This window comes from Nonomuraea fuscirosea (assembly GCF_035917475.1).
Lineage (GTDB): Bacteria > Actinomycetota > Actinomycetes > Streptosporangiales > Streptosporangiaceae > Nonomuraea > Nonomuraea fuscirosea.
In genome coordinates, this window is the sequence record NZ_CP109074.1 from 7,343,450 (window position 1) to 7,370,346 (window position 26,897).

The following is a 26,897-nucleotide window of genomic DNA, read 5'->3' on the forward strand; positions in this document are numbered from 1 at the left end:
CCGTCGTCAGCGGTTCGCTTCCGGTTGCGGGGGTGACGGTGGGTCGAGGGTGTGCACGACGGGGTGGGCGACGTCGTGGGCGCGCAGGTTGCCGCACATCCCCCACCGCTCCTGCGGCGGGCTCTCCATCAGCGCCGACTCCATGAGGTGCGCGCCGTCGCCGCGCTCCAGGGCGTCGAGGACTGCGGCCGTGCGCCGGGTCTCCCTGGCGACCGTGCTCTCCCAGATCTCCCGCCAGGCCGCCGCCTTGGGCCTGACCAGGGCGATCGCGCTGTCGTAGAAGGTACGCAGCGCCTCGGGGCCGCCCTCGGTGAGGCGGTGGAAGCCCTCGACCGCCAGGTCCCTGCGCCGGCGTACCGCATCCTCGACGCCGTCGGCGGGCAGGGTCGCGGCCGCGCGGTAGCGTTCGCGGTCCGCGACGATCTCGGGCGGGAACGTCATGACCGCGTCGCCGGCCTCGGGCAGGCCGGCGTTCGACATGACGACCACCACCTCCAGGCCGCCGTGGTTGACGGCCCGGTGGATGGTGCCGGGGGTGAACCACACGGTCGAGCCCGCGCTCAGCGCGGTCTCCCTGAGGCCGTGCGCGTCCAGGGTCTGCAGCGTCCCGTGGCCGGCGATCACCACGTACGCCTCCGTCGAGGCCGTGTGCATGTGCGGTGTGCCGCCCTCCAGCCCGTCGGCGCACGCGCTGCCCGAGTAGACCGTCAGCCGGCTGATCGACGTGCCGCCGGGAAAGGCCCCGTGGGAGGGGGAGGTCCCCTGGGAGGTCCCCTGGGAGGTCATCGCAGGGCGTTTCTGCCGTGGTCGGCCAGCGACGCCGTGCCGTGCTCGCCCCGGTCCCCGTCGGCGACGACGACCGCGTACCGGAAGCCGAGCGTCTGCCCGTCCGGCAGCGGCACCTCCTCGCTGAAGAACGGCGCGGGGTTGAGGCAGGCGAAGTTCTCGGTGCGGGCGAACCACTGCGGCGGGTGCTGCGGGTTGGCCGCGTCGTCCACGATGACGACGGTGGAGCGGTCGCCGCTCTCGTCGTGCCGGCCGCGGAAGCCGAACCACTCGGCGCGCCGGCCGCGCAGCTCGTCGCCGCCCGCCCCGTCGGGTGACTGGATGACGCCGTCGGTGAACGAGCGGGGCCCGCGCCAGAACAGGCCGCCGTAGCCGGCGTTCTCCCTGCCCTTGGTGGTCGGCGAGCCGAAGTCGATCGTGGCGCCGGACACGTTCGTCATGGCCGTCTCGAAGACCAGCGCCCAGGTCGCGTCGTCGACCAGGGTGGCCGTGAGCGAGCGCCGCTCCTCTATGACCGGATCGCCGCCCTGCGCGCTCCAGTCGAGCGTGTGGCCGATCTGCACCCGGTCGCCGCTGGCCGTCAGCGTGGTCAGCTCGCGGTGGACGGCGCTGCCGTTGTTGTCGCGCTGGACGTAACGGCCGTCGGTGTACGTGGGCCCGCCCCAGAAGTTGTGCTCGCCCACATGCGGCAGCGACCAGGCGATGCCCTTGTGCCAGACGTGGTCGTGCGGCCGGTACAGCGACACGAGCGCGCCGCCGCGGGTGCGGATCGGGTGCAGGTACGGCTTGGGCGACTCCAGCACCGGCGTGTCCGGGCGGTAGACGTAGGTGAACAGCTCGGCGGCGCCGGCGCTGACGACGACCGACCGGCCGAGTTCGTGGGTGGCCCGCAACGTCACGTGGTCCTCCAGGGGGTGCCCGTGCCGTCCATGCGGCGGGCGAACGGGCTGTCGGCGGTGATCTGACCGGCTTGTACGCGTTCGCCGGTGAAGGCGGAGGCGTACAGGGCGGCGATGAACTCCATGGTCCTGCGGGCGTCGGCGGCGGTGACCGGCGGCGCCTGGCCCTGGTCGAGCGCGTCGAGCACGGCCGCGAACCAGTCGCCGTGGCCGCTGGACCCGCTGCCGGGGTCGGGCTGCCACAGAGATTTCACGTCGTCGTGGCCGGGGGCGGGGGTGACGGTCCAGTCGTCGTCGGTGTAGCCGTACAGGTGCTCGACCTCGACCGTGGCGCGTTCGAAGTCGAAGCGCAGCTCGGAGGTCTGCCTCGGGGACAGGACGGAGTTCACCACGGTCGCCGCCGCGCCGCTCTCGAACGTCACCAGCGCCATCGACACGTCCTCGGTGTCCACCGGGCGGGCCTGACGGGCGGCCACGGCGGTCACCTCGCGCCAGGGGCCGAGCACCGACAGCAGCAGGTCGAACTGGTGGATCCCGTGGCCCATCGTGGGCCCGCCGCCCTCCGACTCCCACGTGCCGCGCCACGGGACCGCGTAGTAGTCGTCGCCGCGGTACCACTGGGTCAGGCAGGTGGCCAGCAGCGGGCGGCCCAGCTCGCCCGCCTCCACCAGCCGCCGCAGCCGTACGGCGCCGGCGCCGAAGCGGTGCTGCAGCACGGTCGCGACGTGCCCGGCCGAGCGCCGCTCCGCCTCGATCAGGGTGTCGAACTCGGCGAGGGAGAGTGTGGGCGGCTTCTCCACCAGCGCCGTCACGCCGGCCTCCAGGCAGGCCAGGGCCAGCGGGGCGTGCTGCTGCGGCGGTGTGCACAGGTGCGCGATGTCCAGCCGCTCCTCGCGCAGCAGCTCCTCGGCGTCGGCGTAGGCGTGCGGGATGCCGTACGTGGCGGCGAACTCGCGCGCCCGCCCGGCGTCCACGTCGGCCACGGCGACCAGCTCGGCCCGGCCACCCGAGGCCCCGCCGCCCGAAGCCCCGGCGCCCCCGGCCGGGCCGCCGGAAGCCCCCGAGGTCCGGCCGGCCGAGTCCAGCACGGCCTTGGCGTGCGCGTGGGCGATCCCGCCGGTGCCGATGATGGCGGCCCTGTACGTGCGTTCAGACATGTGTTCCTTCGCGATTCGGTGGGGGGCCGGGCGCCGTCGATCCCGGCTCGGCGCTCGGTGCTGGTCAACCCGCCGGTCGGACAGCATCTCTTCCGTACGCCATGGGAAAACGTATTCCGCAGTTTGCCCGCCTATGACCCGGAGCGTCAAGGCACGCGGGTCACGGACGAGGCCGGAGGCTGTCCCTGACGATCAGCCGTCCCGCAAGGACAAGCCGCCTGGCCGGCCCCCGCTCCCCCACCGCGAACCGGATGGCCTCGGCCCCGGCCCGCGCGAGCGGCAGCGCCACGGTCGTCAGCCGCGGCGTCACGTCGGAGGCGAGCGGGAGGTCGTCGATCCCCGTCACCGAGACGTCGCCGGGCACGTTCAGGGAAGCCGCGCGGAACGCCGACATCGCGCCGATCGCGATGGCGTCGTTGCTCGCGAGAACCGCCTGCCTGCCGTCCATCCCCGCCTCGGCCAGCTCGCGCGCGGCGGCGAACCCACCGTCCCTGTCGGCCCGGCAGGACACGAGCTCGATGTCGCTCGCACGGACGCCCTCCGCGCGCAGCCCCGCCACGAACCCGGCCGTGCGGTCGCTCATGTTCCGCCGGTCCCCCGCGCCGACGAAGATCGCCACCCGCCGGTGCCCGGCGCGCCCGACGAACGCGCCCATCGCACGGGCCGCGCCGACGTTGTCGAAGGCGATCGTGTCGAACGTCAGGTCCGTCTCGCCGACGACGGCGACCCGGCCGCCCTCCCGTTCGTACGCGAGCAGCTCCTTCACCAGCCGGTCCTCGTCGGCGGCGGCCAGCAGCCGGTTGGAGGTGAGCACGAGGGCGCGCGGGCGCAACGACCTGAGCACGCGGACGGTCTCCGCCTGGCGCTCCGGATCGCCCATCGTGGACGACACCGTGACGAACGCCCCCGCGGTGCGCGCCTCGCGTTCCATCGCCGCCACCACCAGGCCCATGCTCGGCGTCGTGAGATCGTCGGCGACGAGCGCGATCGAGTCGCTGGCCCGCCGCATCGCCCTGGCCGAGGCGTCCACCGTGTAGCGCAGGGCCGCCGCCGCGGCCAGCACGCGGGCCTGGAACTCGGGGGCGACCTTCCTGGCGCTGCCGCCGAGCACCCTGGACGCGGTGGCGACCGAGACGCCCGCCGCCGCGGCCACGTCGTGCAGCGTGACCGTGGGCCTGGCCGCGTGGGGCATCCGCTGCGTCCTCTCCTTCGGAACGACCGCGCAAACGACCGACACTGCAGGGTAGCGCCTGCCAACCGCCTGAACCGTCCCGTACGCCCAGCGCCGGCCGGCCCTGTCTGCCGCCCGCACGAACCGTCCCGTATGACTCCTGTCATGGACGACCGGTGACACAGTGGACTGACCCGGACACCCCCGCTTCGATCATGCTTCACTCATGGTCATTCGTCAGCTGGGAAAGAACACCGCCGTCCGCCGGGCGGCCGCCGCCACCGCCGCCGGCCTGCTGCTCGCCGCACTTCCCGCCCAGCCCGCCGCGGCCGGGACCGGGCTCGACCGGCAGGCGCTGCGCAAGTCGCTGAACGCGGTGCACGAGGCGGGCATGTACGGCGTCTACACCGAGACCCGTGACGGCGGCCAGAGCTGGCGGGGCGCCTCCGGCGTGGCCGACGTGCGCACCCGCCGTCCCGTGCGGCCGGACATGGTGCACCGGGTCGGCAGCATCACCAAGACGTTCACCGCGGTGGCCGTGCTCCAGCAGGTCGCCCGCGGCAAGATCGAGCTGGACGCCCCCGTCGGCCGCTACCTGCCCGACGTCGTGCCGGGCGAGCGCGGCACGAAGATCACCGTACGGATGCTGCTCAACCACACGAGCCACATCGCCGACCTGGTGGGCCCGGCGTTCCCGTCGCTGCTGGAAGGCTCGACGAAGAGCCTCGACGACAACCGGCTGCGTACGTTCACCCCGCTGGAGCTGGTGCGCCTGGGCCTCGGCGCCGCGCCGACCGGCGAGCCGGGGACGACTCCCGGCGTGTACTCCAACACCAACTACGTGCTGGCCGGCCTGCTGCTGGAGAAGGTGACGGGCATGGACGCGGAGCGGTACATCACCCAGCACGTCATCCGCCCGGCCGGTCTGCGGCACACGTCGTTCCCGCGCACGCCGCTCATCCCGGGTCCGCACTCGAAGGCGTACGAGTCGATGTTCGGCCTCATCGACCCGCCGCGCGACTACAGCGTCTACAACATGTCGTGGATCTCGACGGCGGGCGCGCTCACCTCCACGATGGACGACCTCAACCGCTTCTACCGGGCCCTGCTGCGCGGCGAGGTGATCGGCCAGGAGCAGCTCGCCGAGATGCGGAAGACGGTGCCGGTGAACGTCGGCGGCGGCCTGCTGAACTACGGCCTCGGCCTCTACTCCACCGACCTGCCGTGCGGCCGGTTCTGGGGGCACAGCGGCAGCGTCTTCGGCATGGCCACCGACTCGCTGACCAGCGAGGACGGTCAGCGCCAGCTGTCCATCGGGCAGAACCTGACCAAGTACCAGACGGTCGACGAGAACGGCGTCCCGCAGGTGAGCCCCATCGACGTGGCCATCGTCCAGTACTACCTGCTGGCCGCGTGCGGGCAGGCCGCGCCGCAGGCCAGGGCGGCGCAGCCGGCGTTCGTCCCGTTCGCCGCGGACCGGACGTTCTCCGTCAAGCGCTGACGGGCCGAACCTGAGCGGCCGAAGGCCGGGGTGTGTCGGCGGTCACTCGTGATGTGTGGATTCCTCCGCAGATGGGCGGCGCGAATCTCCGTACTGTCCTGTTTGCCGGACCACCCGGCAGCACCGACAGGGGAGGACACCCACATGCGTAAGATCCTCGCGATCGCCGCCATAGCGGGCTCGACGGCCATGACCGGCCTCGCGCTCGTCCCGGCCACCGCCCAGGCGAGCACCAGCGCCGCCACCGGCTCCGTGGCCACCGCCGAGAGCAGCACCGCGAGCTTCGGCAACTGGGGCAGGTACTTCTCCAGCGACCGCAAGGCCTACACCTTCGGCAAGACCTGGAAGTCCCACGGCAAGGTCTACACGAAGTGGTACGGCGTCGAGAAGCGCGGCGGCAAGAAGGGCTGGATCTGGTTCGAGTTCTACCAGAACGGCGGCTGGCACAAGTTCAACCGGTCCTGGGACGGCAAGACCGTCGGCAGCTGGAACGGCAGGGGGATCAAGAAGGTCTACACGTTCACCTGCTGGGGCGGCAAGTTCGACCACTGCGGCAGCAAGCACCGCATCTACTAGGACGTGACCTCAGGTCACGCGCGCCCCGGGGCCCGGCGGTCGTCCGCCGGGCCCCGGGGCTGTTCCAGCGCCGCCGGCACGGCGGCCAGGTGGGCGGGGGCCGGCATGATGCGCAGCGCCTCGTCGATCTCGCGCTCCGCCCACGCGCGGTGCCGCGGCTCGGCGCCCGGGTCGAGCGCGATCCGCGTCTGGAGCAGCAGGAAGTTCAGCCGGGAGGCGACGAGCATGGAGAAGGCGGCCGGCCCGTCGATCCGGCCGGGCCCGCCCTCTCGCAGGTAGGTCCGGTACATACGGCGCATGGCGGGCAGGTCGGGCGCCGGGTCGCAGAACCAGTCGAACAGAGCCATGGCCAGCTCCCGCCCCGGCTCGGCGGGGCCGAGGCGGTCCCAGTCCACCACCACGAGCTCGCCCTCCGGGCCGGTCAGGACGTTGTCCGGGTGCAGGTCGCGATGGCAGAGGATCAGGGCGGCCGGCTCGGGCGGGACCACCGCGGCGCTCAGCTCGGGCACCGTGACCAGCCGTTCCCGCAGCCGATCCCCCCACACCACACCCACCGCACCTGCCACCCGCTCCCCCGCCCCGGCCGCGCCTTGCCCCTGCTCCCCCGCACCCACCGCGACTACTACCCGCTCCCACGCGCTGAGGTCGGGCGGGCGGTGGTACCAGGGGTCGGGGCCCTGCCCGTCGGGTTCGGCGGTCACGGCGGGCGCGCAGCGGTGCAGCCGGGCGAACAGCGCCCCCAGGTCCTCCGGCGTGGCCGGGCCCGCCGGGTCGACCGGGCTCAGGTCCATCCAGTCGTACAGGCGAAGCCACGGCCCCCCGGGTGTCTCGACCAGATGGCGGCCGTCGCGGCTCGGGTGGCTCGCCGGAAGCCGCACCCCGTGCGCGGCGGCCCGCCGGGTGAAGGCGAGTTCGGCCGCGACCAGCGTCTCCGCCGGCGGTTCGCCGAAGATCTCCTTCAGCGCGTACGACGCCGTCCCGGTCTCCACCCGCCAGATCTGGCCCAGCGCGCCCCGCCGCCCCTCCGAGACCACGACGTCGTCATCCCATCCGAACGCCGCCCGCGCGCACGCCACCAGGTCCATGCCTCCAGACTGCCGCACAAGCCCCCGCCACCGCCGGTCACCGCCGCTCCTGGCGTACGCCGGCCCGCCACACGTCGGCGATGGCCCTGGTCGCCGTGATGTCGCTCGTCGGGTCGCCGTCCACGAGCAGCAGGTCGGCCCGGAGCCCCGGCGCGATCCTGCCCCGGTCGGACAGCCGCGCCGCGACGCGCGGATCGCGCAGCGGCTCGGCTCCGGCGCTGGACGGCCAGGGTGGGCGGCAGGTTGTTCGTGTCCAGCTCGGTCGCCGAACGTCAGCGCCTCGGCCAGGTCGCCGTCGAAGACGTGCGCGTGGGCGTCGATCAGACCCGGCTTCGAATAGTACGACCCCAAACTACTAGGCGCGATAAAGGGGCCCGCGCCCCAGGCCGGGACGCGGGCCGCTGTCGGAAGGGAAGGGATCAGTGCGAGAAGGCCTGGAACTCGGCCGCCCTGACCTGATCCCGCTGCGGGCTGGCCGTGGCGCAGTCCGTCGCGGAGTTCGGGTCGGCGTCCTGCTCACCGGCGTACAGCGGGTTGCCGGTGCACTGCGTGCTGAGCGCGCGCAGCATCAGGTGCGTGGCGTTCGTGTCCCTGATGTCGAACGACTTGATCAGCATGTCGGCGCCTCGCGGCCGCGGCAGACTGGCGTCGAAGGCGTTCGCGCGGCTGGTGTGGACCTTGCGGAAACTGGCCGGGTCGGCGCAGTTCGCGCTGCACGCCAGCACCTCGAACGAGCGCAGGCTGGAGAAGCGGTTCTGCGCGCCGGGGTCGGCCGGGTCGCCGACGTTCGGCCGCAGCAGGGCGCTGACCTGCACCCGGCGGATCTTGACCGGCTTGTCGCCCGCCAGGTCCACCACGACCGACTTGCCCGCGGGCGCGCCGGTGAGCGAGGCCCAGTTCGTCGCCTCGGTGTCGTCGATCAGCCTGAGCTGGTTGACGCCGTCGCCCATCGCCGCCGCCCCGTTCGCCGCCGAGGCGTGGTTGCGGGTCAGCGCCAGCGGCAGCGGCAGCTTGACGCCCGGCAGGACCGCGTACTTCAGCCGCTTGTGGCCGAAGCCCGCGCCCACGACGACGAAGTCGTACTGGCCGGGGGTCATCTCGACCGTGTCACCGAGCGGGGTGGCCGGGTCGGTGTCGGCGACGGGGACGACGCGGCCCTCGTAGTCGCCCACGTACAGCCGCAGCGCCGCGCCCTTCGCCTCGCCCAGGGGCTTGAGCTGCAGCGAGCCGTTCCGGCCCGCCGGGTTGACGAAGCTCGGCGTCGCGTCGGCGTCGTTCGCGCCGTTGCTGGCCGCGCCGTCGCCCAGGCCGTGCTCGGCGAACGCGCGCCACATGATGTCCTGGTTCGCCCCGCCGAAGCGGATCGCGTCGGCCGCCAGCAGCGCGTCACGGTGGTCGACGTAGCTGACCGCGCCGGTGGCCATCAGCAGCAGCGCGTCGAACGAGAGCTGCGCCCAGCGCCGGTTGCCCGGGCACTTCCCGACCGGCGTCCGGCCCTCCGCGCACGCCTGCTGCTGCTTGGCCGAGCCCTGGCCGTACCGCTTGACGAAGGCCGCGCGCACGTCGAACTGCGTGGCCGACCAGATCTCGCCGTCCGCGTGCGGCTGGGTGCCGACGATGTCGTAGGCCAGGTCGCTGTAGTTGAGCGGCGACTTCGACATGTCGTAGTTCCTGATGCCGCGCCCCTTGTCGCCGGTGACGTAGCCGCCGGTGACGTACGGGGTCTGGCCCGAGGGGCGGAAGCCGTACTCGTAGAGGTACTCCATGGCGAACAGGTCGGAGGTGCTCTCGTTCATGGCCCCGGGCTGGGTGCCGCTCCAGCCGGCGTTGGGCCCGCCGATCATGCGGCCGGAGATGGCGTGCGTGTACTCGTGGCCGATGACCGACATGTCGTAGTCACCGTCCACGCACGGCGAGTAGAAGGAGCCGGCGATCGGCTGCCACAGGTACATGTTCGTGATCGGCGCGACCCCGTCGGGGCCGGTGATCTGGTTGGCGTTGTCGCGTACGGACAGGACCCGAGCGCCGGCCTGGGCGTTGCCCTGCTCGGGGTCGTTGCCGAGCCCGCCGCGCGTGCCGTTGTCCGCCTGCATGTTCCACGCGGTCTCGGTGAAGCCGAGCCGGTAGGACCAGTCGTGCATGCGGTTGTGCATGGCGTGCAGGTTGGCGATGGCGGCCTCGAGGTCGGCCTCGCCGGGCTGGTCGAGCGCCGCGGGGTCGCACTTGGCCTGGTACCAGGCGTTCTTCCACGGGTAGACGTAGTTACGGCTCGGGGTGGGCACGTTGGAGCGGGTGCCGACCGAGAACGGGTCGCCGTTCGCCCGGTTCTCGAAGGTCCTGGCCGCGTTGCCGAGGCTGGTGTTCGCAGGCTCGTTCGTGGCGTGGTCCACGTCCCACGCCTTGCCCGTCCCCGGGTCGCCGCCGGTGACGTAGTCGCAGCGGGGGCCGGGCGCGTAGCACCAGGTCTGGCGGGAGTCCTTGGAGCTGTAGTCGTCGCGCGGGTTCGACGGGAAGGCCGCCCAGCGCGGGTTCTCCGGGTCGACGTGGTCGACCAGGTTCTCCCTGGTCAGGATCGCGCCGCTGACCGCGTCCACGTGCGTCGTGTACCCCGCCTCGGCGCCCTGAGCCCCGCCGATGAGGACGACCTGGAACGCGTTGTGCACGCCGTCGGGCGCCGGCACCGCGACCGGGGTGGCCTGCTTGGTGATCGCCGTGGCCAGGTCGATGCCGCCGTCGGCGGCCGCGATCTCCATGGCCCGCTCCGCGGTGATGGCCGCGGCCGGAGGCGCTTCGGTGCTGCGGGACAGCGTGGACGTCACGTGCCTGATCTGGCCGCCGGACACGCCGACGGCGACGAGACCGTCCACGCCGGCCGGCAGGTCGCCGAAGCGCTGGCGCAGCAGTACGGCCGCGCCCTCCCCGATCGGGTTGACCGCGACCGTCTCCAGCGCGTCCACGGACTCGGCCGTCAGCCCGAAGACGTTCTGGTTGTTCTTGAGGTAGGTCTTGGCGGCCTGGACGGGGTCGGAGCCCAGGCCCTCGGCCAGCGGCTTCGCGCTGACGACGGCGGCCGGGGTGCCGAGAGCGTTCCAGGTGATCCGCGCGTCCGTCGCGGCGGCGCGCCGGTCGGCCTCCGCCGGGGGCGGCACCCGGCCCTGGCGGTTGTCCACGTCGGGTTCGCCGTGGTTCTCCGCCTGGAAGTCATGGACGACGGCGGCCTGCCCGCCGGGTTCTCCCCGGGCCGCCCCCGCTACGGGTAGAGCCGACGCTGTGAGCGCGGCGACGATGAGTGTGCTGCGTAACCAGGGCTTGGTCGACACGTTTTCCCTCCTGCGTGTCAGGGATGCGCAGCTTTCGCGCATCTCCCGAAAGAGGTAACATCGCCAACCCTGGCTGACAAGATCTTGTCAAATGAGAAATATCAGCGTATAAGCAGTTGAAAAGTGCGGGACAGGTGTCCGGCGCCTCGGCGACACGAAGAGTCGTCGTAGCGACCATCCCTTACATGGAATGAGGGTTTTTGCCGCCGCGCCCGGAACAGTTCCCGCACTGATCATTCAACGCCGCCCCCGCGGGCGTCGCAACCGGTTTTATCCGGCTTCACCCGGCTTCATCCGGTGGTGAAGACCGAGGCGTACACCGGCCGCCCGTGCTCGGTGACCACCTGCCCGGCCAGCCCGCCGGCGGTGAGCGTGGACAGCCGCAGGTCGAGGTAGCGCTCCTCCTCGACCATCCGCACGTCGCGGGCGGGCGCCGGCATCCAGGACGCCACCTCGGCCAGCCGCACCGCCCGGTCGCGCGCCAGTTCGGCGCGCAGCTCGGCCAGGCTCTCCGCCTCGTACGGCCGCGCCTCCCCCGTCTCCGGCTCCGCCCGCCAGGCCGCCACACCGTACGCGAAGCAGACGAGAGCCGTCCACACCTCGGCGAAGTAGGCGGAGTCGGGCGCCAGCTCCAGCCCCGCGAACCGGTCACCCAGGAAGAACAGCGCGCCGAGCTGCCCCGGCATCAGCTCCAGCCGGCTCTGGAACTGCGTCAGCGTGGCCCGCCTGCGCGACAGAATCTGCTCCAGGTGGCCCCTGGAGGGCAGCCCGCACGCGCGGTTGAGCTCACTGATCTCGTCCCACAGCTTGCTGTAGTTGTGCTGCCCGCGCAGCGCCAGCGCACTGGCGCGCAGCTCGGCGGGCAGCACGAAGAACCACTGGTCGCGGCCCTCCAGGTAACCGCCCTGGGCGGCCTGGACGCAGCAGGCGTCGTCGAAGCGCCTGGTCTGCCCGGCGCCCAGGAGCGCCGAGGCGCACAGGGCGTGGTTCTGGGCGGCGTCCTGGATGTAGCCGATGTGCAGCGGCACGATCGCCACGCCCTCGCGGGCGCCGTTCGACAGCTCCACCTGGCCGTAGCCGACGACCCGCTTGAGCTTCAGCCCGGAGCGGGGCGGCACGATGCCGGGGCGCGCGGGCCCGTAGACCGGCACCATCGTCAGCGCCCCCGCGCGCTGCGGGGTGCCCGCCCGGTAGCCGCCCAGGTCGAGCGGCTCGGGCAGCAGTGTGGCTAGGCTCGTCATGTCCGTCCTCCTTCCAGCCGGCCGAGCATCGTCGCGCGGATCCAGTTCACGCCGGGCGCGCAGTGGGCGAACATCCACGCCAGCAGCCCGGCGAAGTCGTCCTGGTGCCAGAACGCCTGTCCGGGCAGGCCGGGCGCGGGGTCGCGCAGGGTCAGGTCGTCGCCCTTGGTGAACGCCGCCAGGCAGCGCACCACGGGCGTGGTGACGCCGGCCATGGGCAGCGTGGCCGCCACCCGCGCCAGGTCGCCAGGCAGGTGGTTCTCGTAGCCGTCGGTGACGACCACCACCAGGTCGGGGCCGGTGCCGAGCGCGTCGAGCAGGCCGCCGGCCAGGTCGGCCGAGCCCGCCGGGGCCTGCTCGGTGCCGCCGGTCTCGATGACCGTGAACCGGTCGCAGACCTCGGCCAGCACCAGCCGCAGCGCGACGGCCTGCGACATGACGGCCCACTCGCGCTCGCCGTACCCGCGCATGGAGCCGGACGTGTCCAGCACCATGGCCACGCTCGCGTCCAGCCGGGGCAGCCCGCGCGTCGCCCGCGCCACGTATCCCGCGAGGGCCGGGCGCAGCTCGGCTACCGGGCCGCCCTGGTAGAGGTGGACCAGCGTGGCGGCGATGTCGCCCCGGTTGGTGGGGGTGACGATCGGCGGGTACTCCCTGACCGGGTCGAGTGGCGCGGGCGGCTCCTGCGGGGCCGGCACGCCGTACGTGCCGGGGGCGTAGAGCGCGCGCACCCGCTTCGCCGCGAGCACGGGGTCGGCGGTGAAGCGCAGCAGACTCCTGCGCAGGTACCGGCCGGTGTCGCCACCATCGCTTCCGGCTGTTCCGGTGGCTTCGGTGATCAGGCGGGCGCAGGCGCGGGCGGTCGTCTTGCCGAGCGCGTGCTCGAAGCAGTCGACCAGAGCGGGCCGGCGCGCTTCGATCAGCGCGTCCGCCTCCGGGTGCTCCAGGACGAACGCGACGACGGCCCGGGTGACGTGCTTGTGGTTGGCCCGCAGCCGGCGCAGCGCCAGCAGGACGGTGAGCGCGTACGCGGGCGGCAGGCCGAACATGAGCGCCCTGGTCGCCTTGGCCAGCGTGGCGCGGGTCCGCTCGGCCAGGCCGTCCTGGGTGGCGGCCAGCGTCCGCAGCAGTACGCGGGCGCGCTGCCAGGGGAGCACACCGGGCACCAGCGCGAGCAGCGCGTACCCTTCCGGGTCGCTCAGCTGGGCGGTCCGGTGGAGCTCCGCGTCGTCCCAGACCGGCTCGCCGCTCCTGGACAGAACCAGCGGAACGTCATGAGTCCGGAAATGCTGGAGAAGAGGTGGTGTGTCCACAAAATGCAATTTTAGAAATGAAGATCGGCGAAAGAAACTGATTTTCCGCCTGCGTCAATTCCGGCCGCATCCCGAATAACGCGGGAAGGACACCTTTCTGCTGCCTTGACCCGTCTGTTTCCTCGGGATTCCTATGCCGGGCTTCGGGAAGCGGCGGCCGACGCCGCCGGCCTGAGTGCGGTGATCGCGCGCACCTGGGGCGCGATCCGGTCCGTCCAGGCCGCCACGACCTCCTCCAGCCTGGGGAAATCCGCCTCCAGGAACGCGAGGCCCGGCGTGGGCACGCTCGCGCCCAGCTCCACCAGCAGCGGGCGCAGGTGCACCTCCACCGCCAGGGCGTGCTTGGCGTCCCCCATGACCAGCAGCGGCAGCGCCGCCGTGCCCGCCAGCGCCTGCGGGGGCAGCCGGTCGAGGAACGACTTGAGCAGGCCGGTGTAGGTGCCCTTGTAGGTCGGGCTCGCCACCACCAGGACGCTCGCCTCCCGCACCAGTTCCAGCGCCACCTCGACGCCGGGGTGGGCGCCGGGGGCGAGCAGGTGGGGCCCGAGCGCCGACAGGTCCACCACTTCGTACGACCGCCCGGCGCCCGGCGCTCCGTTCGGCTCCGCGGCCCCGAGCTCCGCGGACCCGAACTCCGCGGACCCGAACTCCGCGGACCCGAACTCCGCGGACCCGCCGCCCACCGTGCCGTTCCCGGAGACCCGGCTCCAGGAGGTGCCGTTCGCCGAGGCGCTGAGGTCAGCCGGGTTGAGGCGCAGGCCGACGGCGTGCGCCGCCCGGGTGGCGACGGTCAGGGTTCTGGAGCCCTCGCGGGGGTTGCCGACCAGGGCGACGACGGTCATCGGGACACCGCCTCCTCGCCCTCCAGGACGACGGGGGAGAACTCCTCCGCCTCGTCGTCCGGCAGGTCGTACCAGTGGACGTCGCCCTCGCGCTCGTCCGGCGCCGCGTACCGGCGTGTCGTCTCAGCCATGATGGGCCCCCACCTTCCGTTCCCTCGTGACGAAGGCGATGGTTGTGCCGGTGTGCTGCCGGACGCGGGCGAGGGTCTCCTGCAGTCTCTCGCGCGTCCGCACGTCCAGCCCGGCGAACGATTTCGTCCAATGACAGCACACCGGAGTACTCATGCGTATGAAGCTACGAGCCCCGCGCGGCAAAGTCAACATTTCCTACATGAGATATAGAGAATTATCGATCGCTACGCTCGTCCGGTAACGCCGCCGATCAAGGGAGCCGATTCGATGATCTTCATCACCGCCAAGTTCCGCGTCCTGCCCGAGTCCGCCGAGCGCTGGGCCGAGATCACCGCCGACTTCACCGCCGCGACCCGCGCCGAGCCGGGCTGCCTGTGGTTCGACTGGTCGCGCAGCCTCGACGACCCGGCCGAGTACGTGCTGGTGGAGGCGTTCAGGGACGGCGAGGCGGGTGCGGCGCACGTTCAGTCGGCGCACTTCGAGCAGGCCCGGCGGACGCTGCCGCCCCACCTCGCCGAGACGCCCCGCATCGTCAACACCACCCTCGACCAGGACGACTGGTCCGAGCTGGGCGAGATGGCGGTCCCCGACCGCGCCTGACCAGGCCGGCGCCCCCGGCCGGCGCCCGAGCCCGAGCCCGGCCGGGGCGAAAATATTTTTTCCGGGTTATTGACGAAAAAGGCCGGGCGTCGGCAGACTCAGCGTCATGGCACAACCCCATGGCCCCCTGTCGCAACTCCGGCGCGGGCACGAAGAGCTCGTGCTCGGGCTGCTGCGCAAGCACGGCCCGCTCAGCCGGGGCGAGCTGGGCAAGCACTGCGGGCTGTCCCGCACGACCCTGTACGACATCCTCGCGGAGCTGGTCGCCGAGGGCGCCGTCGTCACCGCCACCTCGCAGGACGCGCCGCGCGGGCGCGGCAGGCCGGCCGAGACGCTGACCCTCAACCCGGACGCCGGGCAGGCCATCGGCATCGACTTCGCCCGGCGCGGGCTGCACGTGGCGGCCGTCAACGTGGCCCACGAGATCGTCGGCTCGGCCAGCGAGCCCCACGACGCCGACCTGCCGTGGGAGGAGCGGGTCGCGCTGGCCGAGCGGCTGGTCGGCTCACTCACCGGAGCCGGATCGGGAGCGCTGCGCCTGGGCGCGCTCGCCGCGATCGGCGTCGGCGTGGTCGGCGCGCAGGTCGAGGGAACCGATCCGGACGAGGAGGGTTCCGCGCCGCATCCCGTACAGCTGCTGCTGCGCGAGCGGTTCGGCGTCCCGGTGCTGCTCGACAACAACACCCGGCTGGCCGCGCTGGGCGAGTCCATCTGGGGCGCGGCGGCGGGCGGCCAGGACGTGCTCTACCTGCGGCTGTCCCACGGCGTCGGCGGCGGGCTGGTGGTCGGCGGATCGCTGCACCGCGGCGCGTACGGCCTCTCCGGCGAGTTCGGCCACATCACGGTCGAGCCCGGCGGCGCCCGCTGCGACTGCGGCGGCACCGGCTGCCTGGAGACCGTCGCCTCGATAAGAGCCGTGCTGGACGCCTACCGCGACGCCGGCGGCCGGGCCGCGGACATACCCGAGCTGGTCAAGGCCGTCAGAGCGGGCGAGACGGGCGCGCTGACCCTGCTGAGCGGGGTCGGCGCCAGGATCGGCGAGGTGCTCGCCGCCGTCTGCAACGCCATCGGCCCCAGCGTGATCGTGATCGGCGGCGAGCTCGCGGAGACCGGCCCTGCGCTGATCGGCCCGATAGAGGGCGCGCTGCACGACCACGTCATGCCGGTCTCCCGGCAGCGCGTGAGCCTGCGCCGCGCCACGCTCGGCGAGGTGGCCGGCGCCCTGGGCGGCATCGCCCTCGTCCTGCACGAATCCCCCCTGCTCTCCCGCTATCCGGCCGGTCCCGACCTGGCGGAGGTCCCCTCCATGACGCAAACGAGGCACCCATGACCCAGCTGACCGCGCTGGGCAAGTCGTCGCCGGCCCCGGTCGTGCGGCGCGGCCCCAAGCGCTCGCGGCGCGCCGTCGCGCTCAACCTGATCGCGGTCGTCATCGGCCTGGCCGTCTGGACACTGCTGGCCGGCGTCGGCGTGCAGGGCCTGCCCGGGCCGGTGGAGGTGGCGGGCAAGGCGGCCGAGCTGCTCTCGGACGGCACCCTCCCGCTCGACGCCCTGGCCAGCCTGCGCAGGGTGCTGCTCGGCTTCCTGCTCGGCACGCTGCTGGCGGTCCCGATCGGCTTCCTCATGGGCTGGTACGCCACCGCGCGCGGCCTGCTGGAGCCGTACGTGCAGTTCTTCCGCACCATCCCGCCACTGGCGATCATCCCGCTGGCCATCGTGCTCATGGGCATCGGCGAGGTGCCGAAGGTCTTCGTGATCTTCCTGGCGTCGTTCCTGTCCAGCGTCGTGGCCACGTTCCAGGGCGTGGTGGACGTGGACAGGACGCTGATCAACGCCGCCCGGGTGCTCGGCGCGTCCGACCGGACGATCTTCCTCAAGGTCGTGGTGCCGGCCTCGACGCCGTTCATCCTGGTCGGGATGCGGGTCGGGCTCGGCTCGGCCTGGGGCACGCTGGTCGCCGCCGAGCTGATCGCCGCCCAGGAGGGCCTGGGCTTCCGGATGCAGCAGGCCCAGCTCTACTACGACCTGTCCACGATCTTCGTGGGACTGATCGCCATCGGCGTGCTCGGCCTGCTGATGGACCGGTTGCTGCTGCTCGCCGAGCGCCGCCTCACCGACTGGCAGGAGCGCCGTTGAACGCCAAGATCTCGTTCAGGGACGTGGTCAAGACCTACCCGATGAAGGACGGCACCTTCACGGCCCTGGACCACGTGTCGCTGGACATCGCCGACCGCGAGTTCGTCACCGTCGTGGGACCGTCCGGGTGCGGCAAGAGCACGCTGATGAGCATGGCCGCCGGGCTGGTCGAGGCCAGCGCGGGCGAGACGCTGGTGGACGGTGAACCGGTCACCGGTCCCGGCCCGGACCGGGGGGTGATCTTCCAGCAGTACGCGCTGTTCCCGTGGCTGACCGTGCGCAAGAACGTCGAGTTCGGGCTGAAGCTCATGGAGCTGCCGGCCGAGGAGCGCAGGCGGCGGGCCGAGCGGGCGATCGAGCTGGTCGGGCTGTCCGACTTCGCCGACGCGCTGCCGAAGACGCTGTCCGGCGGGATGAAGCAGCGCTGCGCCATCGCCCGCGCGTACGCGGTGAACCCGCAGGTGCTGCTCATGGACGAGCCGTTCGGCGCCCTGGACGCGCTGACCAGGGTGCAGCTGCAGGACCAGCTGCTCGACACCTGGAGCCAGGACCAGCGCACGGTCATGTTCATCACCCACGACGTGGACGAGGCCGTCTACCTGGCCAGCCGGGTGATCGTGATGGCGGCCAGGCCCGGCCGCATCCAGCGGATCATCGACGTGGACCTGCCGTACCCGCGTACCGAGGAGATGCGGCTCTCGCCCGAGTTCGGGCGCATCCGCAACGAGGTCTGGCACGCCGTCTACCACCAGGCGCCCGCCTCGTCGGCGGCCTGACCCACACCAGGCACCCGGCCTGAACCACACCCACCAGGCATCTGCCGCGTCAGCGGCCTGAACAACCCCCCGAGAAAGGACTGATCCGCCATGCGTTCTCTTCGTCGCGCCCTGACGGCCGCCACGGCGGTGAGCCTGTTGACACTGTCCGTGACCGCCTGCTCCGACGACGGCTCCACGGTCAGGTTCGGCTACATCAGCGACTACAACGGCGCGAGCCTGCTCGCCATCGCCGACAAGCAGGGCCTGTGGGACAAGCAGGGGCTCACCCCCGAGATCAAGGTGTTCACCAACGGGCCGCTGCAGATCCAGGCGCTCGGTGCCGGCGACCTCGACTTCGGCTACATCGGCCCCGGCGCGATGTGGCTGCCCGCCACCGGCAAGGCCAAGGTCGTCGCGATCAACACGCTCGCCTACGCCGACCGCGTCATCGGCCGGCCCGGCGTCAAGACGATCCAGGACCTGAAGGGCAAGAAGGTCGGCGTGCCGGAGGGCACGTCCGGCGACATGGTGCTCAACCTGGCGCTGCAGAAGGCCGGCATGACGGTCAAGGACATCCAGAAGGTGCCGATGGACCCGGCCACCGTGGTGTCGGCGTTCGCGGCCGGGCAGATCGACGGGGCCGGCATCTGGTACCCGCTGATCGACAACATCAAGCGGCAGGTGCCGGACATGGTGGAGCTGGCCAGCACCAAGGAGTGGCCCGACAGCTCGTTCCCGACCGCGTTCGTGGGCGGCACGAAGGTGGACGACGCGCTCACCAGCAAGGTGATCAAGGTGCTGCAGCAGGCGAACGACTGGCGGGCGGCGCATCCCGAGGAGGCGATCACCGAATCGGCCGCGCTGCTCAAGCTGGACCCGGCCAAGGTCAAGGCCGACGCGGCGAACGTCCAGACGATGACGACCGAGGACCTGGTCGGCAAGACCAAGGACGGCACCGTCGCCAAGTGGCTGAACAGCCTGGGTGACTTCTTCGTCGGCACCGGCCAGCTCAAGACGAGGCCCGACCCCGCGACGTACTACACCGGCGATCTCTACACGAAGGCCTTCACGAAGTGAACCTGCTGTTCCTGATGACCGACCAGCACCGCGTCGACACGCTCGGCTGCTACGGCAACCCGCACGTCGCCACGCCGAACCTGGACCGGCTGGCCGCCACCGGCACCCGTTTCGACCGGTTCTACACGCCGACGGCCATCTGCACGCCGGCGCGGGCCAGCCTGCTCACCGGGCAGGCGCCGTTCCGGCACCGGCTGCTGGCGAACTACGAGCGCAACGTCGGCTACCTGGAGGATCTGCGGGAGGACGCGTTCACCTTCCCCGAGGCGCTGAAGGAGCGCGGCTACCAGCTCGGGCTGATCGGCAAGTGGCACGGAGGCACCACGCGCAACGCCGCCTCGTACGGCTTCGACGGCCCCGACCTGCCCGGCTGGCACAACCCGGTCGACCATCCCGACTACCTGGCCTACCTGGAGGAGCGGGGGCTGCCGCCGTACCGGATCTCGGACCTGATCCGGGGCACCACGCCCAACGGCAACCAGGGCAACCTGCTGGCGGCGCGGCTGCACCAGCCGGTGGAGGCCACGTTCGAGCACTACCTGGCGACCAGGGCGATCGAGCATCTGGAGCGGTACGCGGCCGACGGCCGGCCGTTCTTCCTGGCCACCCACTTCTTCGGGCCGCATCTGCCGTACCTGCTGCCGGACGAGTACTTCGACATGTACGACCCCGACCTCGTCGAGCTGCCGCCGTCGATCGCGGAGACGTTCGAGGGCAAACCGCCGGTGCAGCGCAACTACAGCGCGCACTGGACGTTCGACACGATCCCGATCGAGGTCAGCCGCAAGCTGATCGCGGTCTACTGGGGTTACGTCACGCTCATCGACCAGCAGATCGGCCGCATCCTCGACCGCATGGACGAGCTGGGCCTGACCGACCGGACGTCGGTGTTCTTCACCTCCGACCACGGCGAGTTCACCGGCGCGCACCGGCTGCACGACAAGGGCCCGGCGATGTACGAGGACATCTACCGCATCGCCGGCATCGTCCGGATCCCGGGCGCCGCGCCGCAGGTCAGGGACGAGTTCGTGTCGCTCACCGACTGCACGGCGACGATCCTGGAGCTGGCCGGCTGCGCCACCGGGCCGGCCGTGGACAGCCGCAGCCTGGTGCCGCTGGTGCGCGGCGAACATCCGGAGTGGCCGGGCGAGCTGCTCGCCGAGTACCACGGCCACCACTTCCCGTACCCGCAGCGCATGATCCGCGACGACCGCTACAAGCTCGTCGTCAACCCCGAGTCGGTCAACGAGCTGTACGACCTGCGCGCCGACCCGCACGAGCTGAGCAACCGCTACACCCATCCCGAGCTGGCCCCGGTCCGCCGCCGCCTGATGCGCCGGCTGTACGACCTGCTGCGGGAGCGCGGCGACAACTTCTACCACTGGATGACGCCGATGTACGACATCGGCGCCCTCGACTACGACCCCACGCTGAGCGCGTTCGAGAAGGAGGGCGCCTCGGGATGAGATCGGGCCCGGCTCCGGGCCCGACCGGCTTCAGGCGCGGCCGGCTCGGCGCGTGATCCGAGGGTGGCGATTCCCGTTCTGTGAAACGCGTGTCGGGCGGCGCCTCTGATGTGCTTGACTCCCGCCTGGTAGATAACCCCTCTGGGAGGGTTCATGGGGGAGTTCGTAGGGATCGACCCCCGCTGGGCACAAGAGGTGATCCGCCGGATGGAGGCGGGAAAGGGGGTCCTCGGCCGGACGCGACCCGGGCTGGACGCCGCCATCGACGAGGCGGGCCAGGACTGGGCCGGCCACCGGGGCACCACGGCCATGCGCCGCGCCTGGGAGTTCTACCACGAGTCCCAGCAGGACCTGAAGTGGCGCGTCGACACGCTGGAGCAGCTCGTGCCGGTGCGGGAGAGAGGCATGCTCACCGGCACCTTCCCGTTCGGCAGCGAGACGGAGGCGGTGCCGGCCGCCGAACGGACCGCGCACGCCATCCTGCGCGCCCTGGACCAGCCGGCCACCGGCGCCGATGCCGCCCCGGAGACGGCGACCGGGGCCGAGGCGGACGAGCAGGCGGGCGGCGAGGAGGCGGGTGACGTGATGGAGCGAGCCTTGGCCGGAGCCGAGGGCAAAACCGGCGATCCCGCCTACGCGGCGGCGCTGCTGGCGACCCTCGGGCCCGACGCCTTCACCCGCCTGCTGTCGGACCAGGCCGCCCCGGACACCGGTGGGCCTGCGGAGGACGCCGTCCCGGCCGACGGTGGGCCGGTGGGCGGGCGGGTCCTGGCCGAGGCGTTCGCGAGTGCGGAGCGGACCGGGCGGCTCGGGGACGCATGGTATGAGCTGGTGGACAGCGCCCCGGCCGGCGTCCTGACGAACCTGGTCACGCTGGCCAGCCAGTCGGGCGCGATGCTGAACCGGGTGGCGACGGGGCTGCTCGGCCGCCCGCCCGCCGCCGGCTGGAGCCCGCGCGCCCTGATCCAGGCGTACGAGCGCGATCCGCTGGCGTTCCAGCAGCTGCTGGCCGAGCACCGGGACGAGGCCCGCGTCCTGCTGGACGCCGCGGCCGACGACCCCGGCTGCGCGGAGCCGCTGGCGAGCGCGGTGCACGAGGCGCTGAAGCCGGGCGCCGGCGTGGACGGGCTGCGCGAGCGGGCCTGGCGCACCGTCGTCCGCGGGCTCGGCGCCACGCTGGAGATCGAGGATCGCTGAGCATGCTCACCAAGCACCAACTGCTGCGCGACGCGGCCGAGAAGGAGTCGCTGGCGGCGGCCTTCACCCGCTACGCGCGCGGCCTGGCGGAGGCGTTCGACGGGATCCCGGTCGAGCCCGGCGACTGCGAGCCGTACTGGACGGGGCCCGCCGCGCAGCGCTTCCTCACCCGGGCGCGGTCACTGCGCCGTGAGCTGGGCGAGCTGGAGGACTCGTGCCTGGCCACCGCCGAGAACCTGCGCGACCGCGCCGGGCGGTTGCGCGAGGAGGCGGCCCAGTTCGGCCCCTCGTCCGAGAACGATTCGTGGGGCTGGTAGGCCGGACGCAATCTCCGCAAGCTGTTTGCGTTGTTAACGCAATAATTTGAGGAGTCGCTGAAAGTAGTTCACAGGGCCTTGTGGAGGGGTGTGCGAGCGGCCTACTGTCGCCTCACCCCCGAGAGAAACGAGGACGCGATGCGTCGCACCCTCATCGTGACCACCGTCGCCGCCCTGGCCCTGAGCCTCACCGGCCCCGTCGCAGCCGAGTCCGCGGCGCCCGCGCCCGTCGTCACCCGGGCGGGGCTCGATCCGGCGCTGGTCGCGGGCCGGGGCGCCCGGGTGGCCTTCGCCGAGCAGGAGGCGGAGAACGCGGCGACGAACGGCACCGTCATCGGCCCGGGACGCGACGCGTACACGCTGCCCGCCGAGGCGTCCGGGCGCAGGGCGGTCCGGCTGGAGCCGGGCCGGCACGTGGAGTTCACCCTGCCGGCCAGGGCGAACGCGATCACCGTGCGCTACAGCATCCCCGACGCGCCCGGCGGAGGCGGCATCACCGCGCCGCTCGACGTCACGGTCAACGGCCGCGACCGCGTCACGATGACGCTCACGTCGCAGTACTCGTGGCTGTACAACCAGTACCCGTTCGCCAACGACCCCGGCGCCGGCCTGCTGCATCCCGACTGGTGGATCACCGAGTGCTCGTGCGTGCCCGCCGCCACGACCCCGCCGCCGGTGATCCCCAAGCCGTTCCGGCCCAGCCACTTCTACGACGAGCAGCGCCTGCTGCTGAAGCGTACGTACCGGGCGGGCGACCGGGTGCGGCTGACCGCCCCGGCCGGGAGCGCGGCCGCGTGGACGGTCGTCGACCTGCTCGACTCCGAGCTCGTCGGCCCGCCGAAGATCGAACTGCTCGCGGCCAGCGTGCTGGCCTTCGGCGCCGACCCCACGGGGCGGCGGGACGCGGCCGGGGCGTTCGACCGGACCATCGCCTTCGCCCAGCGCAAGCGGCTGAAGGTGTACGTGCCGCCGGGGACGTACCAGATCAATCGGCACATCATCGTCGACGACGTGACGATCATCGGCGCGGGCAGCTGGTACACGATCATCAAGGGCCGCGAGACCGCGCTGCCCCGCCCGGCCCCCGACGGCTCCACGCACACCGGCGTCGGCTTCTACGGCAGGGACGCCGCCGACGGCGGCAGCCGCGACGTGCACCTGTCGGGGTTCGCGATCGAGGGCGACGTACGCGAGCGCATCGACACCGACCAGGTCAACGGCATCGGCGGCGCGATGAGCGACTCCACCATCGACGGCCTGCACCTGCGGCACACCAAGGCCGGCATGTGGTTCGACGGCCCGATGAGCAATCTGCGGATCACGAACAACGTCATCGTCGACCAGATCGCCGACGCGATCAACTTCCACACCGGCGTCACGAACTCGCTCGTGGCGGATAACTTCATCCGCAACACCGGTGACGACGCCCTGGCCATGTGGTCGGAGAAGATTCCGGACACCGGCAACACGTTCGCCCGCAACACCGTGCAGAGCCCCGTGCTGGCCAACGGCATCGCCGTCTACGGCGGCGGCGACAACACGATCTCCGGCAACCTGATCGCCGACCCGGTCAGGGAGGGCAGCGCCCTCCAGGTGGGCTCCCGCTTCGGCGCGGAGCCGTTCACCGGCCGGCTGGACGTCACCGGCAACACGACGGTCAGGTCCGGCACCTACGAGCTCAACTGGAACATCGGCCTGGGCGCCATCTGGTTCTACGCGCTGGAGCGGGACATCGCCGCCGACGTCCGGGTGACCGGCAACGACTTCCTCGACAGCACCTACAACGCGATCATGCTGGTCAGCGAGTGGTCGGTGAAGGACCTGTACGCGATCACGAACGTGCGCTTCAAGGACATCCGGGTGGACGGCACCGGCACCTCCGTGGTCAGCGCCCGGGTGAGGGGGTCGGCCACGTTCGAGAACGTCGACGCGCGCAACGTCGGGGCGGTCGGGGTGAACAACTGCGGCTCGTTCGGCTTCCCCGCCACCGGGTCGGAGTTCTCACTGACGGACCGGGGCGGGAACGACGGGGGCTGGCTGGCGCCGTGGCTGCTGCCCAACACCATCACCTGCGACGACCGCCCGCCCGTGGTCCCGCCCCCGGCCCCGTCACCCTGGCGAGGGGGACGCCGGTGACCGCCCACACCGGACGGGGCCGTCGGTGAACCGCGCCGCGCTCAGCTCATGGCGGCCAGGCCCTTGACCACGGTGGTGGTCAGGGTGCCGATCTCGCCGATGCCGATGCTGACCATGTCGCCGTCCTGGAGCGTGAAGGGCAGGTCGGGCACCAGGCACGTCCCGGTGGCCAGCACCGCGCCGTCGGGGAAGGAGTCGGCGCGGAACAGGTAGCCGGCCAGGTCGTCGAGGCGGCGGTTCAGCTGGGAGGTGCTCGCCTTGCCGTCCCACACCGTCTCGCCCGCCCTGACGATGCTCAGCGAGATGTCCAGCGCGTACGGGTCCGCGACCTCCCACGCGGGCCTGATCGCCGGTCCCACCGCGCACCCGCCCAGGTAGATCTTGGCCTGCGGCAGGTAGAGCGGGTTGACCCCCTCGATGGTGCGCGAGCTGACGTCGTCCACGACCGTGTAGCCGACGATCTCCCCGTGCGCGTTCAGCACCAGCCCGAGCTCCGGCTCCGGCACGTCGATGCCCGAATCCTCGCGGACCGAGATGCGCCCGCCGTCGCCGGACACCTTCCACGCCACCGACTTGAAGAACAGCTCGGGCCGCTCGGCGTCGTAGACCAGCTCGTACACGTCGGCGGCCTGCTCGCTCTCCAGCACCCTGGCTTCGCGCGAGCGCCGGTAGGTGACGCCGGCCGCCCACACCTCCATCCGCCCGTCCATGGGAGCCAGCCGCCGCACCGACCCGGACGGGTGCCGCGGCCCGTCCGCCTCCGCGCAGCGCCGGCGGAGCTCATCGGAGGACAACCGGAGCAGCTCGCCCACGGTGGTGATCCCGGCCAGCTCCACCACCTGCTCGCCGTCGTCGATTCCGACGGCGTCGGCGCTGGTCAGAGGGCTGGTGAACCGTACGATCTGCATGCCTGCTCCTAGCTCCATCAGACGAGGGGGCGTCGGTCATCCGATGAATAATCCCCTAAGGGATCAACCTAGTAGTTCGGCGGGTCGATCGGGAGGGGCCTTATGGTCATATCCCCTCATATCACCTCGAAGTCGGCCATCATCGCCATGTCTTCGTGTTCGAGGTTGTGGCAGTGCAGCATGTACGTGCCGCGGTGGCCGTCGAAGCGGACGAGCACGTCCACGACCTCGTACGGGCGCACGTCCACGGTGTCCTTCCAGCCCGCGTCCGTGGCGGCCGGCGGCCGGCCGTTCCTGGCCAGCACCTGGAAGTGGGCCAGGTGCACGTGCACGGGATGGCGGAAGTCGCCGGTCAGCCGCCAGACCTCGGCGGTGCCCAGGCGGGGCCGGGCCAGCGGCACGCCGGGCCGGTAGCGCTGCCCGTTGATCGTCCAGGCGCCGTCCGTCGCGCGGAAGTCGAACAGGCGGGTCACGACGGGACGCGGCCGCTGCGGCGGGCGGGACAGGACGGCCGGCACGCGGCTGTCGTCCGGCGCCCGCCGGGTGACGACGAAGCGCATGACGTTCCCGGCCGGGCCCCCGGCCAGGGCGTTGACCAGGGTGACGGCGGTGCCGACCGGGTAGGCGGAGAAGTCGACGACGACGTCGTACCGCTCGCCGGGGGAGATCGGGATCTCGTCGTGCGCCACCGGGGCGGCCAGCAGCCCGGAGTCGCTGCCGATCTGGGTGAACCGGCCGCCGGGGGTCAGCCGGAGCAGGTACCTGCGGGCGTTGGAGGCGTTCAGCAGGCGCAGGCGGTAGCGGGTGGCCGTCACCTCGGCGACCGGCCAGGGCGCGCCGTTCACCAGGATCACGTCCCCTTCGACCCCCTCCATGTAGTCACCGCCGAGCCTTCCCCAGCCGCCCGGCGGGCCGTGCCGTCCGTGCCCGCCGTCCGTCCCGGTCACGCCGTTCGCGCCGCTCACGCCATGGGCGTCGTGTCCGGACGGCGGGGCGTGTCCGGGCGACGGGGCGTCGAACGGCTGCGGGTAACGGAACGAGCCGTCCTCCTCGAAGGCCCGGTCGCAGATCATCAGCGGCAGTTCCCGCTCGCCGCGGGGCAGCGGCAGGGCGTCCTCCTCCTCGTCGCGCACCAGCGCCATCCCGGCCAGCCCCCGCCACACCTGCGGCGCGGTGAAGTCCATCCGGTGGTCGTGGTACCAGAGCGTGGCGGCCCGCTGGCCGACCGGGTAGCGGTACTCCTTGACCAGCGGATGGTGCACCTCCCCTGGATGAGCCGGCCGCGGCGTGAGGCCGGCGGGCATGACGAGGTCGGTCGGGTAGCCGTCGGAGCCGGGCGGGGTGACGCCGCCGTGCAGGTGCGTGGAGGTGGGCACGGGCAGCTCGTTGCGCACCGAGACCGTGACGGGTTCCCCGCGCCGCAGCTCGAACGTGGGCCCGGGGAACGTACCGTCGTACCCCCACACCTCGGTACGCAGCCCCGGCAGGATCTCGGCCGCCGCCACCCGCTGCGTCACCTCGTACCGGCCTGGACTGACCGGCCTGGCCACGTCCGGGATCGGCAGCGGCACCGTGAACGGCCGGGGCAGCCGCGCCCCGCTCCGCAGCAGTTGCCCCGCCACCTCGTCCGTCGCCCTGCACCCGGCGACCCCCAGCCCGGCACCGCCCAGCACCCCCAGGAACGCCCGCCGGGAGAACCCTCCGGCGCCGGCCCGGCTCACGCGCCACCGTCCCCGGCGTCGGAGCGGCGGAACGTGCGCCAGGTCCAGGCGGTGAAGACGGCCGACAGGCCGAAGATGGCCATGCCGAGCGGGAAGTGCCCCGCGATGATCCGCGCCTGCCCCAGCCCCACCTGCGCCGTCTCAAGAGCGACGAGCCCGACTCCGGCCAGCGCCGGCCACCCGGGGCCGCGTCCTGGCCGCCACAGCAGCACGGAGGCCACCAGCTGCAGGTAGAGCAGCGCGTGGGTGTAGCCGGCGTTGTCGCGGTGCCAGGCCAGCAGATCGACGTCGCCGGTGACGAACAGCCCGGCGAGCGCCGCCTGGACGAGCACCCCGGCCAGATGCCCGGTCGCCGCCACCCGCAACGACCAGACGATCCAGCCGCGCGGTCGCGGAACGGAGTTCGAGGAGGTCATGGCCGGAATGCTCCTCGGAACACCCCTCCGCTCACATCCCGCACCGGACGACTCTGTTCCGTACTCCCGGGGTCGTACGAGAGCCGCCGGGTACGCGAAACGTACGCCCCCGGGATGACGCCCCGCCCGAGCCGCTCCCCTA

At 72.2% G+C, this 26,897-nt stretch carries 24 protein-coding genes; 11 read left to right on the plus strand and 13 right to left on the minus strand.

From position 1 onward, the window contains the following. Window positions 1-6 precede the first annotated feature (6 nt). The 4 genes from OIE67_RS33445 to OIE67_RS33460 form a co-directional block, all read right to left on the minus strand. Window positions 7-786, minus strand: a complete 780-nt coding sequence (locus OIE67_RS33445; RefSeq protein WP_326627991.1) for a cupin domain-containing protein — start codon at window positions 784-786, stop codon at window positions 7-9. Continuing rightward, complete coding sequence (locus tag OIE67_RS33450) at window positions 783-1,685, minus strand: DUF6807 domain-containing protein (RefSeq protein ID WP_326627993.1); 903 nt, start codon at window positions 1,683-1,685, stop codon at window positions 783-785. Before OIE67_RS33450 ends, OIE67_RS33445 begins: the two co-directional genes overlap by 4 nt. Then, on the minus strand, window positions 1,682-2,842 hold the full coding sequence (locus OIE67_RS33455; protein WP_326627995.1) for a Gfo/Idh/MocA family protein: 1,161 nt from the start codon (window positions 2,840-2,842) through the stop codon (window positions 1,682-1,684). Before OIE67_RS33455 ends, OIE67_RS33450 begins: the two co-directional genes overlap by 4 nt. Before the next feature lie 160 nt (window positions 2,843-3,002). After that, entirely contained in the window at window positions 3,003-4,034 is a 1,032-nt protein-coding gene (locus tag OIE67_RS33460) for a LacI family DNA-binding transcriptional regulator (protein WP_326628000.1), read from the minus strand. A 205-nt stretch (window positions 4,035-4,239) separates the two neighbouring features. Here OIE67_RS33460 and OIE67_RS33465 point away from each other — a divergent pair, with 205 nt between their 5' ends. After that, window positions 4,240-5,514, plus strand: a complete 1,275-nt coding sequence (locus OIE67_RS33465) for a serine hydrolase domain-containing protein (protein ID WP_326628003.1) — start codon at window positions 4,240-4,242, stop codon at window positions 5,512-5,514. 144 nt (window positions 5,515-5,658) lie between these two features. After that, window positions 5,659-6,090 carry a hypothetical protein gene (locus OIE67_RS33470; RefSeq protein WP_326628006.1) on the plus strand — a complete coding sequence of 144 codons (432 nt, stop codon included), beginning with the start codon at window positions 5,659-5,661 and terminating at the stop codon, window positions 6,088-6,090. Between the two features lie 14 nt (window positions 6,091-6,104). On the opposite strand, the gene OIE67_RS33475 is transcribed toward OIE67_RS33470, so the two are convergent. The 6 genes from OIE67_RS33475 to OIE67_RS33500 form a co-directional block, all read right to left on the minus strand. After that, entirely contained in the window at window positions 6,105-7,175 is a 1,071-nt protein-coding gene (locus OIE67_RS33475) for a phosphotransferase enzyme family protein (RefSeq protein ID WP_326628008.1), read from the minus strand. A gap of 419 nt (window positions 7,176-7,594) precedes the next feature. Beyond that, complete coding sequence (locus OIE67_RS33480; protein ID WP_326628010.1) at window positions 7,595-10,495, minus strand: M36 family metallopeptidase; 2,901 nt, start codon at window positions 10,493-10,495, stop codon at window positions 7,595-7,597. 290 nt (window positions 10,496-10,785) lie between these two features. Beyond that, on the minus strand, window positions 10,786-11,736 hold the full coding sequence (locus OIE67_RS33485) for an ARPP-1 family domain-containing protein (RefSeq protein WP_326628012.1): 951 nt from the start codon (window positions 11,734-11,736) through the stop codon (window positions 10,786-10,788). Continuing rightward, the gene (locus tag OIE67_RS33490) at window positions 11,733-13,049 is read right to left on the minus strand and encodes a vWA domain-containing protein (protein ID WP_326628014.1); all 1,317 of its coding nucleotides are present in this window, start codon (window positions 13,047-13,049) and stop codon (window positions 11,733-11,735) included. The genes OIE67_RS33485 and OIE67_RS33490 overlap by 4 nt, the downstream gene beginning before the upstream one ends. Before the next feature lie 131 nt (window positions 13,050-13,180). Continuing rightward, window positions 13,181-13,891: an NADPH-dependent FMN reductase gene (locus OIE67_RS33495; protein WP_326628016.1), complete on the minus strand. Its 711-nt coding sequence runs from the start codon at window positions 13,889-13,891 to the stop codon at window positions 13,181-13,183. Beyond that, on the minus strand, window positions 13,888-14,022 hold the full coding sequence (locus OIE67_RS33500) for a hypothetical protein (RefSeq protein WP_326628017.1): 135 nt from the start codon (window positions 14,020-14,022) through the stop codon (window positions 13,888-13,890). The genes OIE67_RS33495 and OIE67_RS33500 overlap by 4 nt, the downstream gene beginning before the upstream one ends. A 268-nt stretch (window positions 14,023-14,290) precedes the next feature. Here OIE67_RS33500 and OIE67_RS33505 point away from each other — a divergent pair, with 268 nt between their 5' ends. The 9 genes from OIE67_RS33505 (at window position 14,291) to OIE67_RS33545 (ending at window position 23,710) form a co-directional block, all read left to right on the plus strand. Continuing rightward, entirely contained in the window at window positions 14,291-14,623 is a 333-nt protein-coding gene (locus OIE67_RS33505) for a putative quinol monooxygenase (protein ID WP_326628019.1), read from the plus strand. Between the two features lie 106 nt (window positions 14,624-14,729). Next, window positions 14,730-15,953, plus strand: a complete 1,224-nt coding sequence (locus tag OIE67_RS33510) for an ROK family protein (RefSeq protein ID WP_326628021.1) — start codon at window positions 14,730-14,732, stop codon at window positions 15,951-15,953. Next, window positions 15,950-16,759 (plus strand): ABC transporter permease, encoded by an 810-nt coding sequence (locus tag OIE67_RS33515; RefSeq protein WP_106235847.1) that lies wholly within the window; start codon window positions 15,950-15,952, stop codon window positions 16,757-16,759. Before OIE67_RS33510 ends, OIE67_RS33515 begins: the two co-directional genes overlap by 4 nt. Further along, window positions 16,756-17,535, plus strand: a complete 780-nt coding sequence (locus OIE67_RS33520; protein ID WP_326628025.1) for an ABC transporter ATP-binding protein — start codon at window positions 16,756-16,758, stop codon at window positions 17,533-17,535. Before OIE67_RS33515 ends, OIE67_RS33520 begins: the two co-directional genes overlap by 4 nt. Window positions 17,536-17,625: 90 nt before the next feature. Further along, entirely contained in the window at window positions 17,626-18,594 is a 969-nt protein-coding gene (locus tag OIE67_RS33525; protein ID WP_106235843.1) for an aliphatic sulfonate ABC transporter substrate-binding protein, read from the plus strand. Further along, on the plus strand, window positions 18,591-20,060 hold the full coding sequence (locus OIE67_RS33530) for a sulfatase-like hydrolase/transferase (RefSeq protein WP_326628028.1): 1,470 nt from the start codon (window positions 18,591-18,593) through the stop codon (window positions 20,058-20,060). Before OIE67_RS33525 ends, OIE67_RS33530 begins: the two co-directional genes overlap by 4 nt. A 153-nt stretch (window positions 20,061-20,213) precedes the next feature. Then, a complete protein-coding gene (locus tag OIE67_RS33535) occupies window positions 20,214-21,257 on the plus strand; it encodes a hypothetical protein (RefSeq protein WP_326628030.1) in 1,044 nt (347 codons plus the stop codon). A 2-nt stretch (window positions 21,258-21,259) separates the two neighbouring features. Then, on the plus strand, window positions 21,260-21,574 hold the full coding sequence (locus tag OIE67_RS33540; RefSeq protein WP_326628032.1) for a hypothetical protein: 315 nt from the start codon (window positions 21,260-21,262) through the stop codon (window positions 21,572-21,574). 138 nt (window positions 21,575-21,712) lie between these two features. Then, the gene (locus OIE67_RS33545; RefSeq protein WP_326628034.1) at window positions 21,713-23,710 is read left to right on the plus strand and encodes a glycosyl hydrolase family 28-related protein; all 1,998 of its coding nucleotides are present in this window, start codon (window positions 21,713-21,715) and stop codon (window positions 23,708-23,710) included. 41 nt (window positions 23,711-23,751) lie between these two features. On the opposite strand, the gene OIE67_RS33550 is transcribed toward OIE67_RS33545, so the two are convergent. The 3 genes from OIE67_RS33550 to OIE67_RS33560 form a co-directional block, all read right to left on the minus strand. Continuing rightward, window positions 23,752-24,618 (minus strand): fumarylacetoacetate hydrolase family protein, encoded by an 867-nt coding sequence (locus tag OIE67_RS33550; RefSeq protein WP_326628036.1) that lies wholly within the window; start codon window positions 24,616-24,618, stop codon window positions 23,752-23,754. Window positions 24,619-24,734: 116 nt separating this feature from the next. Continuing rightward, a complete protein-coding gene (locus tag OIE67_RS33555) occupies window positions 24,735-26,339 on the minus strand; it encodes a multicopper oxidase family protein (RefSeq protein ID WP_326628038.1) in 1,605 nt (534 codons plus the stop codon). Beyond that, a complete protein-coding gene (locus tag OIE67_RS33560; RefSeq protein ID WP_326628040.1) occupies window positions 26,336-26,755 on the minus strand; it encodes a hypothetical protein in 420 nt (139 codons plus the stop codon). The genes OIE67_RS33555 and OIE67_RS33560 overlap by 4 nt, the downstream gene beginning before the upstream one ends. Window positions 26,756-26,897: the final 142 nt, after the last annotated feature.

Excerpts from the sequence above, each read along its gene's own strand:
- OIE67_RS33525 (WP_106235843.1), top strand. The coding sequence starts at position 17,626 with ATGCGTTCTCTTCGTCGCGCCCTGACGGCCGCCACGGCGGTGAGCCTG.
- OIE67_RS33540 (WP_326628032.1), top strand. The coding sequence starts at position 21,260 with ATGCTCACCAAGCACCAACTGCTGCGCGACGCGGCCGAGAAGGAGTCG.
- OIE67_RS33485 (WP_326628012.1), bottom strand. The coding sequence starts at position 11,736 with ATGACGAGCCTAGCCACACTGCTGCCCGAGCCGCTCGACCTGGGCGGC.
- OIE67_RS33460 (WP_326628000.1), bottom strand. The coding sequence starts at position 4,034 with ATGCCCCACGCGGCCAGGCCCACGGTCACGCTGCACGACGTGGCCGCG.
- OIE67_RS33510 (WP_326628021.1), top strand. The coding sequence starts at position 14,730 with ATGGCACAACCCCATGGCCCCCTGTCGCAACTCCGGCGCGGGCACGAA.
- OIE67_RS33475 (WP_326628008.1), bottom strand. The coding sequence starts at position 7,175 with ATGGACCTGGTGGCGTGCGCGCGGGCGGCGTTCGGATGGGATGACGAC.
- OIE67_RS33505 (WP_326628019.1), top strand. The coding sequence starts at position 14,291 with ATGATCTTCATCACCGCCAAGTTCCGCGTCCTGCCCGAGTCCGCCGAG.
- OIE67_RS33500 (WP_326628017.1), bottom strand. The coding sequence starts at position 14,022 with ATGGCTGAGACGACACGCCGGTACGCGGCGCCGGACGAGCGCGAGGGC.
- OIE67_RS33515 (WP_106235847.1), top strand. The coding sequence starts at position 15,950 with ATGACCCAGCTGACCGCGCTGGGCAAGTCGTCGCCGGCCCCGGTCGTG.
- OIE67_RS33550 (WP_326628036.1), bottom strand. The coding sequence starts at position 24,618 with ATGCAGATCGTACGGTTCACCAGCCCTCTGACCAGCGCCGACGCCGTC.
- OIE67_RS33545 (WP_326628034.1), top strand. The coding sequence starts at position 21,713 with ATGCGTCGCACCCTCATCGTGACCACCGTCGCCGCCCTGGCCCTGAGC.
- OIE67_RS33455 (WP_326627995.1), bottom strand. The coding sequence starts at position 2,842 with ATGTCTGAACGCACGTACAGGGCCGCCATCATCGGCACCGGCGGGATC.
- OIE67_RS33445 (WP_326627991.1), bottom strand. The coding sequence starts at position 786 with ATGACCTCCCAGGGGACCTCCCAGGGGACCTCCCCCTCCCACGGGGCC.
- OIE67_RS33495 (WP_326628016.1), bottom strand. The coding sequence starts at position 13,891 with ATGACCGTCGTCGCCCTGGTCGGCAACCCCCGCGAGGGCTCCAGAACC.
- OIE67_RS33560 (WP_326628040.1), bottom strand. The coding sequence starts at position 26,755 with ATGACCTCCTCGAACTCCGTTCCGCGACCGCGCGGCTGGATCGTCTGG.
- OIE67_RS33535 (WP_326628030.1), top strand. The coding sequence starts at position 20,214 with ATGGGGGAGTTCGTAGGGATCGACCCCCGCTGGGCACAAGAGGTGATC.
- OIE67_RS33470 (WP_326628006.1), top strand. The coding sequence starts at position 5,659 with ATGCGTAAGATCCTCGCGATCGCCGCCATAGCGGGCTCGACGGCCATG.
- OIE67_RS33465 (WP_326628003.1), top strand. The coding sequence starts at position 4,240 with ATGGTCATTCGTCAGCTGGGAAAGAACACCGCCGTCCGCCGGGCGGCC.